The sequence below is a fragment of the Pseudomonas sp. PDM05 genome (assembly GCF_014851685.1).
In the GTDB taxonomy this organism is placed as follows: domain Bacteria; phylum Pseudomonadota; class Gammaproteobacteria; order Pseudomonadales; family Pseudomonadaceae; genus Aquipseudomonas.
The window spans coordinates 1018974-1035033 of sequence record NZ_JACVAC010000001.1; the positions used below are offsets into that span (position 1 = coordinate 1018974).

Sequence of the window (16060 nt, forward strand, 5' to 3'; positions counted from 1 at the left end):
ATGCGCATCCTCGTGGTCAACGTCAACACCACCGAATCCATCACCGAAACCATCGCCCAGCAGGCACGCGCCGTGGCCGCGCCGGGCACCGAGATTGTCGGGCTCACGCCTTACTTCGGCGCGGAATCGGTGGAGGGCAACTTTGAAAGCTACCTGGCGGCCATCGCGGTGATGGACCGGGTGATGGCCTACGACCAACCGTTCGATGCGGTGATTCAGGCCGGCTATGGCGAACACGGCCGCGAAGGCTTGCAGGAATTGTTGAACGTGCCGGTGGTGGACATCACCGAAGCCGCCGCCAGTACCGCGATGTTCCTCGGCCATGCCTACTCGGTGGTGACCACTCTCGACCGCACTGTGCCGCTGATCGAAGACCGCCTGAAACTCGCAGGGCTCTACCAGCGTTGCGCTTCGGTACGCGCCAGCGGCATGGCGGTGCTGGAGCTGGAAGAAGACCCGTTGGCCGCGATGGAAGCCATCGTGCGCCAGGCGGAACTGGCCATTCGCGAGGACAAGGCCGAGGTGATCTGCCTGGGTTGCGGTGGCATGGCCGGGCTGGATGAGCAGATCCGCCAGCGCACCGGCGTGCCGGTGGTGGATGGGGTGACAGCGGCGGTGACGATTGCCGAGTCGCTGGTACGACTGGGGTTGTCGACGTCGAAGATCAGGACCTATGCGACCCCCAGGCCAAAGAAGGTCATCGGTTGGCCGGGCCAGTTCGGCCGGTAGACCGAGCTGCCTGCATCGCCGACAAGCCCGGCTCCCACAGTTGATCGCAGTGCAACTGTGAAATGCATTCTCCTGTGGGAGCTGGCTTGCCTGCGATGCAGGCGACTCGGTCCACCAGGAGGATCAAACCGCACTGAAGCGCTGCCCCAACTGCTGCTCGGCAAACTGCTCGATAATGAAATCTACAAATGCGCGAGTCTTGCCAGGCAGCAGCTTATGTTCGGCGTAGTAGATGGAGATGTTGCCGTCGTCGACGTACCAGTCGGGCAGCACCCGCACCACCGCGCCGCTGTCCAGAAACGGCACAGCCATGGGCATACTCACCAAGGCAATGCCCAGACCCTGGGCGCTGGCGCAGCAGGCGGCCTCGGAGTCGCTCATGGTCATGCTCGGCTTGAGCACCAACGGCCGGTGCTCACGCTCGATACTGGTCAATTGCCAGGAACGTATGCGCCCGGTCTGCGGTGAGCGGATCAGGATGCCGAGGCAGCGCGACAAATCCTCGGGCGCCCGCACAGGCGGGCGTTGTGCCAAGTAATCCGGCGCGGCCACCAGCACCCGATGCGCGGGCGTGAGTTTGCGTGCCACCACACCTTGGGGCAGTTCAAAACCGCCGCCGATGGCCGCATCGAAGCCTTGGCCGATCAGGTCGACCTGGCGGTTATCGAAATGCCAGTCCGGGCTTATGTCCGGGAAGCGCGCCATGAACGCGCCCAACAGCGGCACCACGTAGCGGTTGCCAAACACCGTGCCCATACTGACCTTGAGCGTGCCCACCGGCCGCCCTTCGGCGCTGGCCAGGTTGGCCACGGCGTTCTGGATGGTGGTGAGGCTGCCGCTGACTTCTTCAAGGAACAGCTTGCCGGCTTCGGTCAGGGTCAGGCGGCGGGTGCTGCGCTGGAACAGGCGCACACCAAGGCGCGCTTCCAGCTTGGCGACGCTTTTGCCCACCGCCGCCGGTGTCAGGCTCAGGTGCCGCGCCGCCTCGGCAAAACTGCCGCCTTCGGCGCTGCGCACAAAGCATTCGATACTGCCAAAGCTTTCCATATCGCCACACTCTAAACTTTTGGTTTACACAGACTATAGCAATCACGGTCTACCGATAGGTGTGGGTGAGGTCGATACTCGGCTCCAACAACAAGGCATCCCGCCTTGAACAGCTAGGAGATCGACATGACCACACACAACCTCAGCGGCAAAGTCGCCTTGATTCAAGGCGGTTCCCGCGGCATCGGCGCCGCCATCGTCAAGCGCCTGGCGGCGCAAGGTGCAGCGGTTGCCTTTACTTACGTGAGCTCGGCCGCCAAGGCTGAAGAATTACAGAACAGCGTGATCAGCGAAGGTGGCAAGGCCTTGGCGATCCACGCCGACAGCGCCGATGCCGCAGCGATCCGCAACGCGGTCAACGCCACCGTCGAAGCCTTTGGCCGCCTGGACATCCTGGTGAACAACGCCGGCGTCCTGGCCATCGCGCCGCTGGAAACGTTCAAACTGGAAGACTTCGACCAGACCCTGGCGATCAACGTGCGCAGCGTGTTTATTGCGACCCAGGAAGCGGCCAAGCATATGGGAGACGGCGGCCGGGTGATCAATATCGGCAGTACCAACGCCGAGCGCATGCCCTTTGGCGGCGGTGGCCCGTATGCGATGAGCAAGGCGGCGCTGGTGGGCTTGACCAAAGGCCTGGCACGGGATCTGGGGCCGCGCGGGATTACCATCAACAACGTGCAGCCTGGGCCGGTGGATACCGACATGAACCCGGCGAACAGTGATTTTGCCGAGAGCTTGATCGGGCTGATGGCGGTGGGGCGGTATGGGCATGTGGAGGAGATTGCCAGTTTTGTGGCGTACCTCGCCGGGCCGGAAGCCGGTTATATCACTGGGGCGAGCCTGACCATCGATGGAGGTTTCAGCGCCTAGTTTGCTGGAACACTGCAAAACCCAATGTGGGAGCGGGCTTGCTCGCGAAAGCGGTGGATCAGTCGATCAATCTGTTGATTGACACTGCGCTTTCGCGAGCAAGCCCGCTCCCACAGTTTTTACCGCGTTTATTCAGCGGATGGGCGGCAAGCCGTAAGCCGCCAGGTCAAAGTCCGCAAGTCTGCGGATGATCTGGTCGGCATGCTGGTACTTGCTGTCGGCCATGGCCTCATCCGGCACGGCGATGGCGGTCATGTTCGCAGCCTTGGCGGCGGTCACGCCGAACGGCGAATCTTCGAACACCAGGCAGTCCTCGGGTGCAATGCCCAGGCGGCGGGCGGCGGTGAGGAAGATGTCGGGCGCAGGTTTGGCGGCGCCGACTTCCGGGTCGTCAGCGGTGACGATGGTGTCGAACAGGCCAAACCACTCGCGGTGCAACGTAGTCTTGTGGCCAAACGAATTGCGCGACGAACTGGTGCCCACGGCAATCGGAATGTCATGCGCCTTCAAGTGGCGCACCAGCGCTTCGGCCCCGGGCATGCCTAGGGCGGTGGGGAAACGCTCGCTCATCAAGGGCTCGCGGACCCGCAAAAACTCCGCTGGGGTAATCGGCAGATCCAGCGCCTTGACCACGTAGTCGGCCAGGTCCTGGGCACCACGCCCGATGATGTGCTGCTTGATCCCCCAGTCATAGGTGCGGCCGTAGCGTTCAGCGATGATCTGCGTGACTTCGGTGTAGATGCCTTCTGTATCCAGCAACAACCCGTCCATATCGAAAATCACGGCCTTGATCGGGACAGCGGTACGCGGTGCATTCATCACTACAGAACCTTGGGAGCGGAGGACTAAAAGGATTCAGCACAATAACGGCCACCCTTGCCGCCAGGCAACCCTTTAGACTGTGCGCCCTTTCTTTTGAAGTGCCCGCGATGTTCTACCGTCTCGCCGCCGACAGCCTGGTGCTGTTTCACCTCAGCTTTATCCTGTTCGTGCTGTTCGGTGGGTTGCTCGCCCTCAAGTGGCGCCGCGTGATCTGGCTGCACTTGCCTGCCGTGGCCTGGGGTATCGCGGTTGAGCTGCTGCACCTGCCCTGCCCGCTGACCCGCTGGGAAAACCTGTTTCGCCACCTCGCCGGGCAGGATGGTTATGGCGGCGGGTTTATCGAGCATTACATCCTCACACTGATCTACCCCGCCGGGCTGACGCCGGATATTCAACTGGCGCTGGGCGCGGTGGTGGTCGCGATCAACGTCGCGGTGTACGGCTGGCTGATCCGACGTTACGTACAGGCTTGAGACAGCTTCGCTGGTGAAGAATCAGACGCCCTTAGTCCCTTCATAGACGCTCCCATGTCCGAAGCCTTCGAAGTCCCCAGCCCCCACGAAAAACACATCGAACACACCACCGAACATGCCCACGCCCGCGGGGACAATTTCGCCAGCCGCATCGCCGTGATGACGGCCCTCATGGCCACCCTCGGCGCCATGCTCAGTTACCAGGCCGGCTCCACCGAAAGCGAAGCGGCGATGGACAAAAACAACGCCGCCATCATCAAGACCGAAGCCGCCAACCAATGGAACTACTACCAGGCCAAATCCAGCCGACAGAACCTGGCGGAACTGGCCACCCACATTCCCGGCGTGGACGCGGCGCATTACAAGGACGAGATCGAGCGCTACAAAAGCCAGAAGGAAGACGTGCGCAAGCAAGCCGAGAAGCTTGAGGCCACCTCGAAGGAATGGGATGAAAAGTCGGAACAGGCGCTGCACCAGCACCACCGCTGGGCCCAGGCGATGACCGCGATTCAGATCGCGATTTCGCTGGCGGCGATTACGTTATTGACGAGGAAGGAGTGGTTGAAGCGCATGTCGTATGCGGCGGCGGGCGTGGCGGTCGTGCTCGGCAGCCTCGCATGGCTGCACATCTGACACCCCGCCAACCCCATGCGGGAGCTGGCTTGTGTGGGAGCTGGCTTGCCTGCGATGACGGTGGGTCAGCCCCCACAATTTGCGCTGTCACTACACCACCCCATCGCTATATAGTAAAAAGCATAACGACAAACCGACACAAGCCGAGGAACCGCTGGTGACCGCACAACCCAAGGAAGCCGTGGGCGCCGCCTACAACATAGAATCCATGCGCTACGCCCAGGCCATGACCTGGCAAGCCATCGAACAACTCGCCCAACGCATCCGCCCCGGCATGCTTGAATCCCAAGCCCGCGAACTGGGCAAGCACGTCCTCGCCGATCTCGACATGCAACGCATCTGGCACCCGCTGCTGGTGCGCTTTGGCGCCAATACCCTCAAGGCATTCAACCAGCGCTCCGAAGGTGACCCGGTGCTGGGCGAAGACGACATCTTCTTTATCGACATGGGCGCCGTGTGGCAAGGCCACGAAGGTGATGCCGGCGCCACGTTCGCCACCGGCAACGACCCGGAAATGATTGCCTGCGCCAGCGCGGCCAAGGAACTCTTCGACCGCGTGCAGGCACGCTGGAAAAACGAGCAGGTCGTCGGCCTCGAGCTGTACCGCTACGCCGAAGCACAAGCCCAGGCCATGGGCTGGCAATTGAACCTCGACATCAAGGGCCACCGCGTCAGCGACTTCCCCCACGCCATCCACCGTGGCGGCGACCTTGGCGACTTCGAGCACTACCCGAATGCCGGGTTGTGGATCCTCGAAATCCAGATCGCCCACCCGAGCAAACCCTACGGCGCCTTCTACGAAGACTTGCTCGCCTGACGCGTAAAGGACGCAGCCTGGTTCACGTGCGGGCATGAATAAAGCCCCATAAGTCGTATCATGGGGCCTACTTTCGAGGACGCCCCATGAACCTCAGCATCGTTTACGCCCTGGCCGCCGCCGCCCTCTTCGGCGCCAGCACCCCACTCGCCAAAAGCCTCGGCCTGGGCCTCTCGCCCCTACTGCTTGCCGGCCTGCTCTACCTCGGCAGCGGCGTCGGACTCGCCAGCGTGCGGCTGATCCGTGATCGCGGCTGGAAACCCAGCGGCCTGAGCCCAGCAGAATGGCCCTGGCTACTCGGTGCCATTGCATTCGGCGGCATCCTCGGCCCGGTTGCGCTGATGTTCGGCCTCACCCGCACCTCTGGCGCGACGGCCTCCCTGATGCTCAACCTCGAGTCAGTCCTGACCGCGCTGATCGCCTGGCTGGTGTTCAGAGAAAACGCAGACCGCCGCATCGTCCTCGGCATGTTTGCCATCGTACTGGGTGGCCTGGCGCTATCCGGCGCAGGCGATGGCGGCGACCAGCAGGATTGGACCGGGCCGTTCGCGGTGGCACTGGCGTGTTTGTGCTGGGGGATTGATAACAATCTGACACGCAAGGTCTCCGCGTCTGACGCCGTGTTCATCGCCGGCACCAAAGGGCTGATGGCCGGATTGGTCAATTGCAGCCTGGCGGTTTATCTCGGCGCACAGATGCCGGGCTTGGCGCAGCTGACGCCGATCCTGTTGGTGGGGTTCCTGGGTTACGGCATCAGCCTGGTCCTGTTTGTCCTGGCCCTGCGCGGGCTCGGCAGTGCGCGGACCGGCGCTTACTTTTCCACGGCACCGTTCCTCGGCGCGGCGACAGCGCTGCTGGTGCTGGGGGAATCGGTGACACTGGCGTTCTGGGCAGCATCGGCACTGATGGCCATCGGCGTGTGGCTACACCTGACGGAGCGGCACGCCCATGACCATCAACATGAGGCAATGGAACACGGGCACCGCCACGTGCATGACGAGCATCACCAGCACGAACACGACTTTGAATGGGACCCGGCAGTGCCGCATAACCATGTGCATATCCACAGCCCGGTGCGGCATAGTCACGCGCATTTTCCGGATGTGCATCATCGACATAGGCATTGAGGCGCCTTGGCCCCTGCAAAGCCAGCCCCAATGACAAAACAAGGACGTATACCCGTGAGAGCTTCACTCATTGCTTCATTTGGATTGGCCTGGCTGATTCACGCACCACTGTCCTTCGCGGATAACATCAATGGCAAGAACCTCTATTCACAACGCTGCGCCATGTGTCACGGAGCAGATCTCAAGGCCACGGGGCCCCTGGCCAATAAGAGCAATCCTCCTACCCCGGACCTGACAACACGCGCATTCAAGAAACGCATGAGCGACTACCCGGGCGTCATTGTGTCTTCGGTCATACTTCGGCCCAATGGAGACCTGATTCCAAGGACGCTACGGGAGAATGGCATGAAGGTGCCGCCGCACGCTTGGAGTGTTCAGGATTTTCGCGATTTGAATGAGTATATGAGTGGTGTGATTGCGAAGGGGCGATGAGTTTTGGAGCAAGAGGCGGCTGTCTCGGCCGCCTCACTCAGGCTTGCTGACCCGTGTGCCCCCGATGCACATACTCCCACCCCAAACACGCAAGCCCCACATGCTTGGGGATCAAAGCGGCGCCACTGCTATACGCGGTGATGGTCCGTCGAGAGAAACCCAACTCCACCGCCGCAGCGGAAAGCGACAGGTTGTTACTAAGCATCCACGCTCTGAAATCCTGCGTAAGCATGACCTCACCCGACTGCTCCAATGCCAGGCGATGCAGCGTGACGGCTGACAGTTCAAGGTCATTGCCCCATGTCACGTCAAAGCCCCATTCGCCGACTTTCACTTGGCCGAAGAGAGCTAAATCCAAAAGCGGCTTGAGGATGGGGAAAGTATTTATATGATCGGTGAGATCGACGGTGTGCCGCTTGCCGTTATTCCACTCAATCTCAAGAGCCTGCTTGCCGGCAACGGGTTGCACAGCAGAGATGCGAAGCTTGCTGGTCATAAGTCAGTTCCTCGGGCTTTGTTCATCCCATACGCGCCTAAGCTTTTAATGGAGTAAAGGCGGCTGACTTCAAACTCATCGACCAAAATCAGCAATTTGCGCAACGCCTTACAAAGCTCTCGGAAGAGCCGCTCTGCCACTTCAAAATCACCAAGCCTATAGTCGCTCGGTCGCGCAAATGGCGACCGGGTTTGGCGACCCGAATACAAGAATGGGTGGCAAATATCCCTCTGATCGAACGGACTTGACCCATGAACCCATACATAGCACTTACCAGCAACGACACCGCCACTCCTGCACTTTTTGTCGATTCCACTGCACCTCTCGACATCCTCCTGGACGCTGCAACCTATCGAATCCGCGCCGTAACCCAAGTTCTTGAAAATCTTGCCCTGAGAGGCGAGGTCAGCAGTGATGCCGTCGTGCTTAGCGACTTTGCATTGCTCTGCGCAATTCCGTTACGCGACGGGTGCGATTTGCTGGATGTCATTGGACAGCGCATGGATACGACGCACGCGTAATCCAAAAGACGTAAATTTTCAGACTCCAGAAATCACAAAACCCCTGGTTTCTCTCGAAACCAGGGGTTTTGTTTACATCGAATGTGGCGGTGAAGGAGAGATTCGAAACTACCCGTTCGCGGTTTTCGAAACCGAGGCCCCCGGCTTATAAGGGCTGCAGCCCGTTATGACCTGCCAATTACTAAATTACCCTTTTCCCACCCCTCGCCTGGAAAAAAGCCATCCGCCCATCGTTTCAGAGATTTTTTCCACACACTCCGGATTGGCAATAACAGCCGGAAATTGATGGCGATGCTGTGCAGTGCCTAAAAATGCTGGAAACCTCGACAGGCTGGGCCTCACAGTCGTTTTTGCGTAGGGTTCGATAGCGGCTGGTTGAGCCCTGACATGAACGGTTCCAAAAATGAAAACACCGTATTCAGCACGTTTTCACAACTAGAGCCCCCGTAAACGGGGCACCTCATCTGCGTGACCACTCCCCTGCCACCCCGTGACGTATGTGCAAGGCCACTGATCTTTTTTGCAAAGCGTTACACTCCGTGCAATTGCGAAGCATCCCCCAGAGCCCGCAGCGGGCTTGGGCCGGGGCAACGTTTGCACCCCACTACCTGTTTGCACAAAAAAGGGAAACAAAGCCCATCGGAGGGAGGGGGATAAGTGTTTTTTCATCTGTTTTTTCTTTGAAGGGATGATTTTTCGGAAAGCCGTTTGTATACCCGAGAACTCCGCTTAGACAACGCACCAAGTGTAATCTTAAGCCTCATCTAAGACAAAGGTCGGATAGAGCTAGAGGGCCCTGCACGAACGCTCCCGTGTGTCTCCAACAACGTCCCTAAAAATTTATTAACGGATCTTTGGCAAAGATAAAACGTTGTACAGCGAGCACGGCGTACACCAAAGCCCTTTATAACTTTAGAAAAAAGAGCCACCTTAATTATTAACCAACATAGAGACACATCAAAGAAGGGTGAAATGACAGAATTCCTATATCGCTTTAGGTCAGCTGAGCGACTTCCTGGAAACAGCAAAAGCACTGGAGAGCTTGAAGGACAATACATTTATTTTGCTTCACCCGAACAACTAAACGACCCTTTGGAAGGATATCGCGAGCTTTATTTTTCAGGAGATAAAATCGTATGAAACAGTCTTTTCAAGTATTATATTCGCTGCTTAGCACTCAGAACTGTTCAATACCTTGTAGGTCGAGACATTTCAGACATACCCTTTCCAGTTATTCAATCACTAAAACAGTTACCTCAGATATTTCCGAAAAAGCAAATAAAATATCATGCCTTTTCCTAAACAACAACACAATTAAACTTATGGAGCACCTTTCTAAATCAGAAAGAAGAGTAACAAAGCATGAACTCCTCATTCATCTAAGATCTATACATCTCTATGCACTCCATCTAGTCACACTTGCCCCTGCCTGGGATGCGTTGCAGAAGATCAACGCACTGAACCGGAAAAGAAGGAGGAAACCGTTGATATTGTTGAGCGAGACAACAAGACGGTGCGACAACACAAACTGCACTTCGTCTTCCTAAACACGAAAAGCGGCCTGCCGCACGTCAGCGACTTCGTGGTACGTGGTAGGCTTTTCAAGACTCATTTGCTTGCGGCCGGGGTTCGCTATCGTGGGCCTGGCCAGTGCAGGCACACTTATGCCAGTCAGCTGCTAACTACAGGGATAGCGTCGATAGACTAGATAGCCGAACAAATGGGAAATACCAACGGGAACATGATCCGTCAGCATTACGGGACGTGGATCAATGAAGATGGGCCGGTTGTTGTCGGCATGTTGCAGTTGGCATTGCAACTATAACGGATGATGCTAGTGCACTTAAGTAAAACGAGTGCAGCATTACGGATAGCCCACAGCATCGTCCTCTCAGAACCCAACCTAACAAACTTTTGCGAAGAAAAACGTCCTATTCAAGAAATGCGCCCTATCGTAAGGGCGCACTACTAAAGATTTAAAAATCTATCGAAACCTTGAGAATAAGTTTGGAAAATCTTCAGGCTCCAGCTCAATGACTTGCGCACCACGCCTTGTAAAGTATTTCTTTTTATAGAGCGATGGCTGTTGCTGCCCTTCTACCTCAAGGACAAAAACTGTTTTATCAAAATAACTTACACATTTCATATGCGTACCAACATATGACTTCAATGGTTCAGAAAGCTCTGAGCGATTAATGCGATCAGTTATCATTTGAAACAGCTGATCTAAATTCTTACCTAGACACTTGGCCTCATGCTCAACACCTGTAACATGAAACTCTCCAAACAACAGTGGCTCAACACCAAAGAGTTTACCTACACGTAACGCAGTTGGAGCGTTATCAGCAACACCTACAACCACATATCCTTTGTGCCCCTTCTGAATATTTGCAATCGCAGCACAGGTTTCCAAAATCTTGTCAAAAGATCCATCATCAAACTTAGGGCTTTCAGAAAGCTCCAAAAAGCCTTGCTTAAAGTCAAACGCAGCTTGCTCAGTTTTAGAGTTCGTAAGCAAATTCTGTAGTTTGGTCACCCAGTGAACTTTCGCAGGATCCGGATTCGAATCAGCTTCAAAGTACTGCTGAATAATACCAATAACAGTATTTACCGCTGCGGCTCTATTTTCAGCCCCCCAGCGACCACCCTCTTGAATTACAATATTTTTACCTTTATTCGTTAAAGCAACGATTACACCAGCCCTATCAGCTACCACCATGCCCTTTCTGACGATTAGGTCATGCATTGCCAAGAACACAGCTTGAAAATATCGAGGAATAGGATTCCCTACTCCGGTGCCAGGGAATAACAGCTGGTAGAAAGACACCCCTGCCTGAACCAGCATTAATACAAGAGCATCATGGGTGCGCTGATAATCAAGATCTACTAAATCAGGATTTCGACGCCGAATAGCCTGATCCATGGATCGAAACCTATCAAGACTCCCACCTTCAAGGGGGACTCTGGCACCATAATAATCATCAAACAACTCAGTCCTAGACGCGACCGGCCCATCAGATACCATATAGGCAATCACGTCAGCAACAAGCTCCTCATCTCGACTTTGTCGAAGATGATCTTTTGTTAAGATCCCGTGATACACCCAAAAGACATTATCTGCATTAATCCCGTAAGAAAGTTCTCTATTAGTGATGCTAATTTTTTTCATTTCATTCAAAAAGAGCGAAACGCCGTTAGAAGTATCACCGCGAATCCTTGAAGACACCACGCGGACGCAATCAGCGAAAGCGTTCGTAGCACCTGCCACCCTTAACTCTTGACGAGACAGTTGACGGCCGCCCGAATTAATCCGCCTAAACACCTCATCAACTGACTCTCCATCAGCAAACTCGTAAATAGAAAGTGGAACGGGATAGGCCGCTATCGAAAGGCATTTTTCCCGCGACATTAATGGAGTACGCTGTACCAAGACACCTCGATCCAGCATATCCTTTGTTGTAGCAAATGTATTCAAATCAAAAAAAGTATCATCGACAGCAAAGTCATTACTAATAAATGACGTAATTGCATCCATGCGCTGCATGCCATCAATGATTTCCAAATGGCCCGCTGGATTATCTTGCGGATCCGCAAGCAAGATAATCGGTACAGGAAACCCGCTAATTATGGAATCAATGAAATTTTGCTTTTCTTCGATGGTCCAGATCAGCTTCCGCTGATAGCGCCGATTCACGACGTACTTTCTATCTACATAGTTTATGTAAATACGCTCAACCTGCTCGCCCCTAACGATTAGCTCTTGCTGTGGTGAAGCCATACCAACCTCCAGTAAATTTAGATTCCTTTCGAAGCTCACTACATTTTGTAAGAACAGCAGTAGGAGCACGGTCTACCACCTACATATCCAACCGTACACAAATGACACGCCAAACACACCAGCACGCACCTAGCCAAATTCAGGGAGCCGTCACATTGTGTGTTTCTCATCACCCGAAGCGTTGATTCTACCGAAAGTCAACCGTGGTCAAAAATGAACGAGCACTGATCCGACACCATCATGCACGAACGCCACCTGGATCGACACATTGAGGCGCAACTAGGTCAATCAAATGACTCCCTTAAACGTCTGCCAGTCCCATATCAGTCCCATATAGCCATTTCTCAGACGCCAAAAACCACAAACCCCCGACTTTCTCTAGGAAAATCAGGGGTTTGTGTTTACTTAATGTGGCGGTGAAGGAGAGATTCGAACTCTCGATACAATTTCTTGTATACACACTTTCCAGGCGTGCTCCTTAAGCCACTCGGACACTTCACCGTATCTCGTCAAACCAGTTCAGTCTGTCGAGGCGCGCTAATGTAGTCGAAAGCCTTTCCGATGGCAAAGGTTTTTTTCAGAATTTTCATGCGCTTAGCGGGATATGCCATTGCATGCCCGGCAAGGGGTGGTGTTTCTGCCATTCTCAGGCACCGTCGGCGGGTGTCTGGGGCGGCTGTTGTGCCCCGCCCTAGGCCGTCCGCCGCTGGGTGAGCGGGAAAAGTCTGACTGGGTAGTCAGTCATGGCGCTTTACCGGGGCGGGTGGGGTGGGTAACGTTTGGGGATGCGTTTCTATAAACAGCCTATCTATAACAAGTCATACAAGGAACCGCGTCATGAGTGAGTTGATTGCTTACCACCTCGAAGACGGTATCGCGACCCTGACGTTGAGCAACGGCAAGGTGAATGCCATTTCTCCGGATGTGGTCAGTGCGTTTAATGCGGCACTGGATCAGGCCGAGAAGGATCGGGCAGTGGTGATCATCACCGGGACGCCGGGGATTTTGTCGGGTGGTTATGATTTGAAGGTGATGACGGCCGGCCCTAAAGAAGCCATCGGTCTGGTGACGTCGGGCTCGACGTTGGCGCGGCGTCTGTTGTCGCATCCGTTCCCGGTGATCGTGGCGTGCCCTGGGCATGCGGTGGCCAAGGGCGCGTTCCTGCTGTTGTCGGCGGATTATCGGATTGGGGTCGAGGGCCCGTTCAGCATTGGCCTGAATGAAGTGGCGATCGGCATGACCATGCACCACGCCGGGATCGAGCTGGCGCGGGATCGCCTGCGCAAGTCGGCGTTTCATCGCTCGGTGATCAATGCCGAGATGTTTGACCCGCAAGGCGCATTGCAGGCTGGCTTCCTGGACAAGGTGGTGGCGCCTGAAGAGCTGCACGCTGCCGCCCTGGAAGCGGCACGGCAGTTGAAGAAGATCAACATGAACGCCCACAAGCACACCAAGTTGAAGGTGCGTAAGGCGCTGCTGGACGCCCTGGATGACGCCATCATCCAGGATCAGGGCCACATCCTGAGTTAAGCCTTACATCCGCCACACTAGAGCCCGACCTTGAGTCGGGCTTTTTCTTACAAACAAACTCGAAACGTCCCTAGCCGCTCTAGGCGGCCGTTGCTGGTACATGTTGAAACATGTACTTAAACATCGCCTATCTCCTACCTCTACAGGGGTAATTGCCGAATACAGTGCACATCCGTACACTGCGCCACCTTTTGTCCCGATAGGCTGTGTCGATGCTTTTTCTGCTGCGTATGTTGTTGATGGGCCTGCATTTTATGCTCGCCGGTGTGCTGGGCGTGCTCGTCGGGATCTGCCGACCGTTCAACCCGGACAACAGTCGCGTGTGCGCACGTTTATACGCACTGCCGGCCATGTGGATTCTGGGGCTGAACCTCAAGGCCGACGTGGACTCGTTGCGAAACAAGCCCAGCGGCTGTGTGATCATCGCCAACCATCAGTCCAACTATGACCTGTTTGTGTTTGGCAACGTGGTGCCCCATCGCACTGTGTGTATCGCCAAGAAAAGCCTGAAATGGGTGCCGTTGTTCGGCCAGTTGTTCTGGCTGGCGGGCAATGTGCTGATCGACCGGGGCAACGCGCACAAGGCGCGCCGGGCGATGCTCACCACCACCGATACGCTGCAACACAAGGACACGTCGATCTGGGTGTTCCCGGAAGGCACGCGCAACCTGGGCAAGGGTTTGCTGCCGTTCAAGAAGGGCGCGTTCCATATGGCGATTGCCGCCGGTGTGCCGATCGTGCAGGTGTGCGTGAACAATTACGTCACGCAGATGCGCCTGAATCGCTGGAACAGTGGTGATGTGCTCATACGCTCGTTGCCGCCGATTCCTACGGTTGGCATGACGGTGGATGACGTGCCGAGGTTGATGCAGGCGTGTCAGGTGCAGATGGAGGCTTGTATTGCGCAGATGGATCTTGAGTGGGTGCGGGGGTGAGGATGTCTTGGGAGCGCTTCGCGCCCCAGCGCGAGCAAGCTCGCTCATTACAGGCTTGTGTTCCCACAATGGAACGCCTTTCGGGCTAAGCTGCCCAACACCTGTCCTCCTAATAAGAAGTGATCAGCACCATGGGTAGAGTTGTTGCGGCCGCTGTCTACAGCGCCGGTAAGAAAGTTACTGACATTACCCTCGACGAAGGCGCGGCCTGGGCCGCCAAACCCGGCCACTTTGTCTGGATCGGCCTGGAAGAACCCAACGCCCAGGAGCTGGCCAACCTGCAACGCCAGTTCAACCTGCATGAACTGGCCATCGAAGACGCCCTGGAAAAACACAGCCGGCCGAAGCTGGAGACGTTCGGCGATGCACTGTTTATCGTCACGTACTCGCCGGTGCGCGAGAACGGCAAGCTGGTGTTTATCGAAACCCATATCTTTGCCGGTAACGGCTACATCATCACGGCACGCAACGGTCATTCGGCGTCCTACGGCTTTGTGCGCCAACGTTGTGAGGCGCGGCCGTTGCTGCTGGAACACGGGGAAGATTTCGTACTGTATGCGCTGCTGGATTTCGTCACCGAGAACTACCAGCCCGTGAGCGAAGCGATCCATGCCGAGATCGATGAGTTGGAGCGTAACGTGCTGTGCAGTTCTTTGAATGAGCGCGACATCCAGAACCTTCACGGCCTGCGGCGCGACGTGCTGCGGCTCAAGCGCTATGTGGCGCCGATGGTGGAGATCAGCCAGGAACTGCAGAAGCTGAGCTTCCCGTTCATCGACAAGAATATGCGCCCGTATTTCCGTGACGTGCAGATCCACGTGACACGGCAGATGGAAGACCTCACCACCCTGCGCGACATCGCCAGCCAGACCATCGAGATCGGTGTGTTGCTGGAGGCGTCACGCCAGAGTGTGGTGCAGCGCAAGTTCGCCGCGTGGGCGGCGATCCTCGCGTTCCCCACGGCGGTGGCGGGGATTTATGGGATGAACTTCCAGAACATGCCCGAGCTGCAATGGCACTACGGCTATTTTGCGGTGCTCGGGTTTATCGCACTGGGTTGCACCGGCTTGTGGGCCAGCTTCAAACGTTCGGGCTGGCTTTAAGCCGCTGCGTCAGGCTTGTGCGCGACAAAACGCATCATCCACTCCGCCACGGTCACGCCGTGGTGGTCATGTTCCAGGCTGGCCACGCCGCTGTTGTAGATTTTTTCACCGAGGTTCTGCTGGCGAATATCCAGCAAGGCGCGGGAGTAATCGTGGATGAATTCCGGGTGGCCCTGGAAGCACAGCACCTGGTCGTTGATGTGGTACGCGGCAAACGGGCAGAAATCGCTGGAGGCGATGACGGTGGCGTTTTCCGGTAGCGCGGTGACTTGGTCCTGGTGGCTGATCAGCAGCGTCAGCTCTTCCACCCGTGGGCTCATCCACGGCGCCTTGGCGGCCATCTTGTAGTTGTGGATGCCCACACCCCAGCCCTGGCTTGCGCGCTCACTCTTGCCGCCCAGCAATAGCGCCAGCAGTTGGTGGCCAAAGCAGATGCCCAGCAATTTGTCGCCACGCTCATAGCGGTTGAGCAGGTACGCCCGCAGCCTCTCGATCCAAGGGTCGGTGCCGAAGGAGTCAGCCTTGCTGCCGGTGACGAGGTAAGCGTCGAACTGCTCGCTGTCGTCCGGGTATTCGCCGTTCATCACGTTGTACACGACGAACTCGGCCGCAATCGGCTGCTGGGAAAACAGACGCTGGAACATCTGCCCATACCCCTGATATTGATCCACCAACTCCGGGCGCAGGACATCGGTTTCCAGAATGCAGACGCGTAGCGACATAAAAAATACCTGACACGGTGAT

At 56.4% G+C, this 16060-nt stretch carries 16 protein-coding genes, 1 tRNA gene and 1 pseudogene; 12 read left to right on the forward strand and 6 right to left on the reverse strand.

Annotation, left to right across the window (positions count from 1 at the left end):
- On the forward strand, positions 1 to 729 hold the full coding sequence (locus IB241_RS04730; protein WP_065873911.1) for an aspartate/glutamate racemase family protein: 729 nt from the start codon (positions 1 to 3) through the stop codon (positions 727 to 729).
- A gap of 123 nt (positions 730 to 852) precedes the next feature.
- On the opposite strand, the gene IB241_RS04735 is transcribed toward IB241_RS04730, so the two are convergent.
- Entirely contained in the window at positions 853 to 1776 is a 924-nt protein-coding gene (locus IB241_RS04735; RefSeq protein ID WP_192297186.1) for a LysR family transcriptional regulator, read from the reverse strand.
- 126 nt (positions 1777 to 1902) lie between these two features.
- Here IB241_RS04735 and IB241_RS04740 point away from each other — a divergent pair, with 126 nt between their 5' ends.
- Positions 1903 to 2649: a 3-oxoacyl-ACP reductase family protein gene (locus IB241_RS04740; RefSeq protein WP_192297187.1), complete on the forward strand. Its 747-nt coding sequence runs from the start codon at positions 1903 to 1905 to the stop codon at positions 2647 to 2649.
- Positions 2650 to 2781: 132 nt separating this feature from the next.
- Here the strand turns inward: IB241_RS04740 and IB241_RS04745 are convergent, their stop codons facing one another.
- Positions 2782 to 3468 (reverse strand): HAD-IA family hydrolase, encoded by a 687-nt coding sequence (locus IB241_RS04745; protein WP_192297188.1) that lies wholly within the window; start codon positions 3466 to 3468, stop codon positions 2782 to 2784.
- 110 nt (positions 3469 to 3578) lie between these two features.
- Here IB241_RS04745 and IB241_RS04750 point away from each other — a divergent pair, with 110 nt between their 5' ends.
- From IB241_RS04750 to IB241_RS04770, 5 genes are all read left to right on the forward strand, one after another.
- Positions 3579 to 3944: a DUF2784 domain-containing protein gene (locus tag IB241_RS04750; protein ID WP_192297189.1), complete on the forward strand. Its 366-nt coding sequence runs from the start codon at positions 3579 to 3581 to the stop codon at positions 3942 to 3944.
- A gap of 54 nt (positions 3945 to 3998) precedes the next feature.
- Positions 3999 to 4577: a DUF4337 domain-containing protein gene (locus IB241_RS04755; RefSeq protein WP_192297190.1), complete on the forward strand. Its 579-nt coding sequence runs from the start codon at positions 3999 to 4001 to the stop codon at positions 4575 to 4577.
- 157 nt (positions 4578 to 4734) lie between these two features.
- Complete coding sequence (locus IB241_RS04760; RefSeq protein ID WP_192297191.1) at positions 4735 to 5394, forward strand: M24 family metallopeptidase; 660 nt, start codon at positions 4735 to 4737, stop codon at positions 5392 to 5394.
- An 86-nt stretch (positions 5395 to 5480) separates the two neighbouring features.
- A complete protein-coding gene (locus IB241_RS04765; protein ID WP_192297192.1) occupies positions 5481 to 6521 on the forward strand; it encodes a DMT family transporter in 1041 nt (346 codons plus the stop codon).
- A gap of 30 nt (positions 6522 to 6551) precedes the next feature.
- Positions 6552 to 6953 carry a c-type cytochrome gene (locus IB241_RS04770; protein WP_192297193.1) on the forward strand — a complete coding sequence of 134 codons (402 nt, stop codon included), beginning with the start codon at positions 6552 to 6554 and terminating at the stop codon, positions 6951 to 6953.
- A 37-nt stretch (positions 6954 to 6990) separates the two neighbouring features.
- On the opposite strand, the gene IB241_RS04775 is transcribed toward IB241_RS04770, so the two are convergent.
- A complete protein-coding gene (locus tag IB241_RS04775; protein WP_192297194.1) occupies positions 6991 to 7449 on the reverse strand; it encodes a DUF2442 domain-containing protein in 459 nt (152 codons plus the stop codon).
- A 251-nt stretch (positions 7450 to 7700) separates the two neighbouring features.
- Here IB241_RS04775 and IB241_RS04780 point away from each other — a divergent pair, with 251 nt between their 5' ends.
- Together IB241_RS04780 and IB241_RS27485 are read left to right on the forward strand one after the other, a co-directional pair.
- Entirely contained in the window at positions 7701 to 7970 is a 270-nt protein-coding gene (locus IB241_RS04780; protein ID WP_192297195.1) for a short-chain dehydrogenase, read from the forward strand.
- Between the two features lie 1418 nt (positions 7971 to 9388).
- Positions 9389 to 9795 (forward strand): annotated as a pseudogene (locus IB241_RS27485) (site-specific integrase); the annotation flags it as partial.
- Positions 9796 to 9954: 159 nt separating this feature from the next.
- On the opposite strand, the gene IB241_RS04785 reads toward IB241_RS27485, so the two are convergent.
- On the reverse strand, positions 9955 to 11817 hold the full coding sequence (locus IB241_RS04785; protein WP_318652582.1) for a DUF262 domain-containing protein: 1863 nt from the start codon (positions 11815 to 11817) through the stop codon (positions 9955 to 9957).
- 342 nt (positions 11818 to 12159) lie between these two features.
- Positions 12160 to 12249 (reverse strand) — tRNA-Ser (locus IB241_RS04790).
- Between the two features lie 336 nt (positions 12250 to 12585).
- Between IB241_RS04790 and IB241_RS04795 the strand changes: the two genes are divergently transcribed.
- The 3 genes from IB241_RS04795 to IB241_RS04805 all read left to right on the forward strand — a co-directional run bounded on the left by IB241_RS04795 (position 12586) and on the right by IB241_RS04805 (position 15316).
- Positions 12586 to 13278, forward strand: a complete 693-nt coding sequence (locus tag IB241_RS04795; RefSeq protein ID WP_192297196.1) for a crotonase/enoyl-CoA hydratase family protein — start codon at positions 12586 to 12588, stop codon at positions 13276 to 13278.
- A gap of 212 nt (positions 13279 to 13490) precedes the next feature.
- Complete coding sequence (locus tag IB241_RS04800) at positions 13491 to 14213, forward strand: lysophospholipid acyltransferase family protein (RefSeq protein ID WP_192297197.1); 723 nt, start codon at positions 13491 to 13493, stop codon at positions 14211 to 14213.
- Between the two features lie 131 nt (positions 14214 to 14344).
- On the forward strand, positions 14345 to 15316 hold the full coding sequence (locus IB241_RS04805) for a magnesium and cobalt transport protein CorA (RefSeq protein ID WP_192297198.1): 972 nt from the start codon (positions 14345 to 14347) through the stop codon (positions 15314 to 15316).
- Here IB241_RS04805 and IB241_RS04810 read toward each other — a convergent pair.
- Positions 15313 to 16038: an amidotransferase gene (locus IB241_RS04810; protein WP_192297199.1), complete on the reverse strand. Its 726-nt coding sequence runs from the start codon at positions 16036 to 16038 to the stop codon at positions 15313 to 15315. The two genes, IB241_RS04805 and IB241_RS04810, sit on opposite strands and share 4 nt — an antisense overlap.
- Positions 16039 to 16060 lie beyond the last annotated feature (22 nt).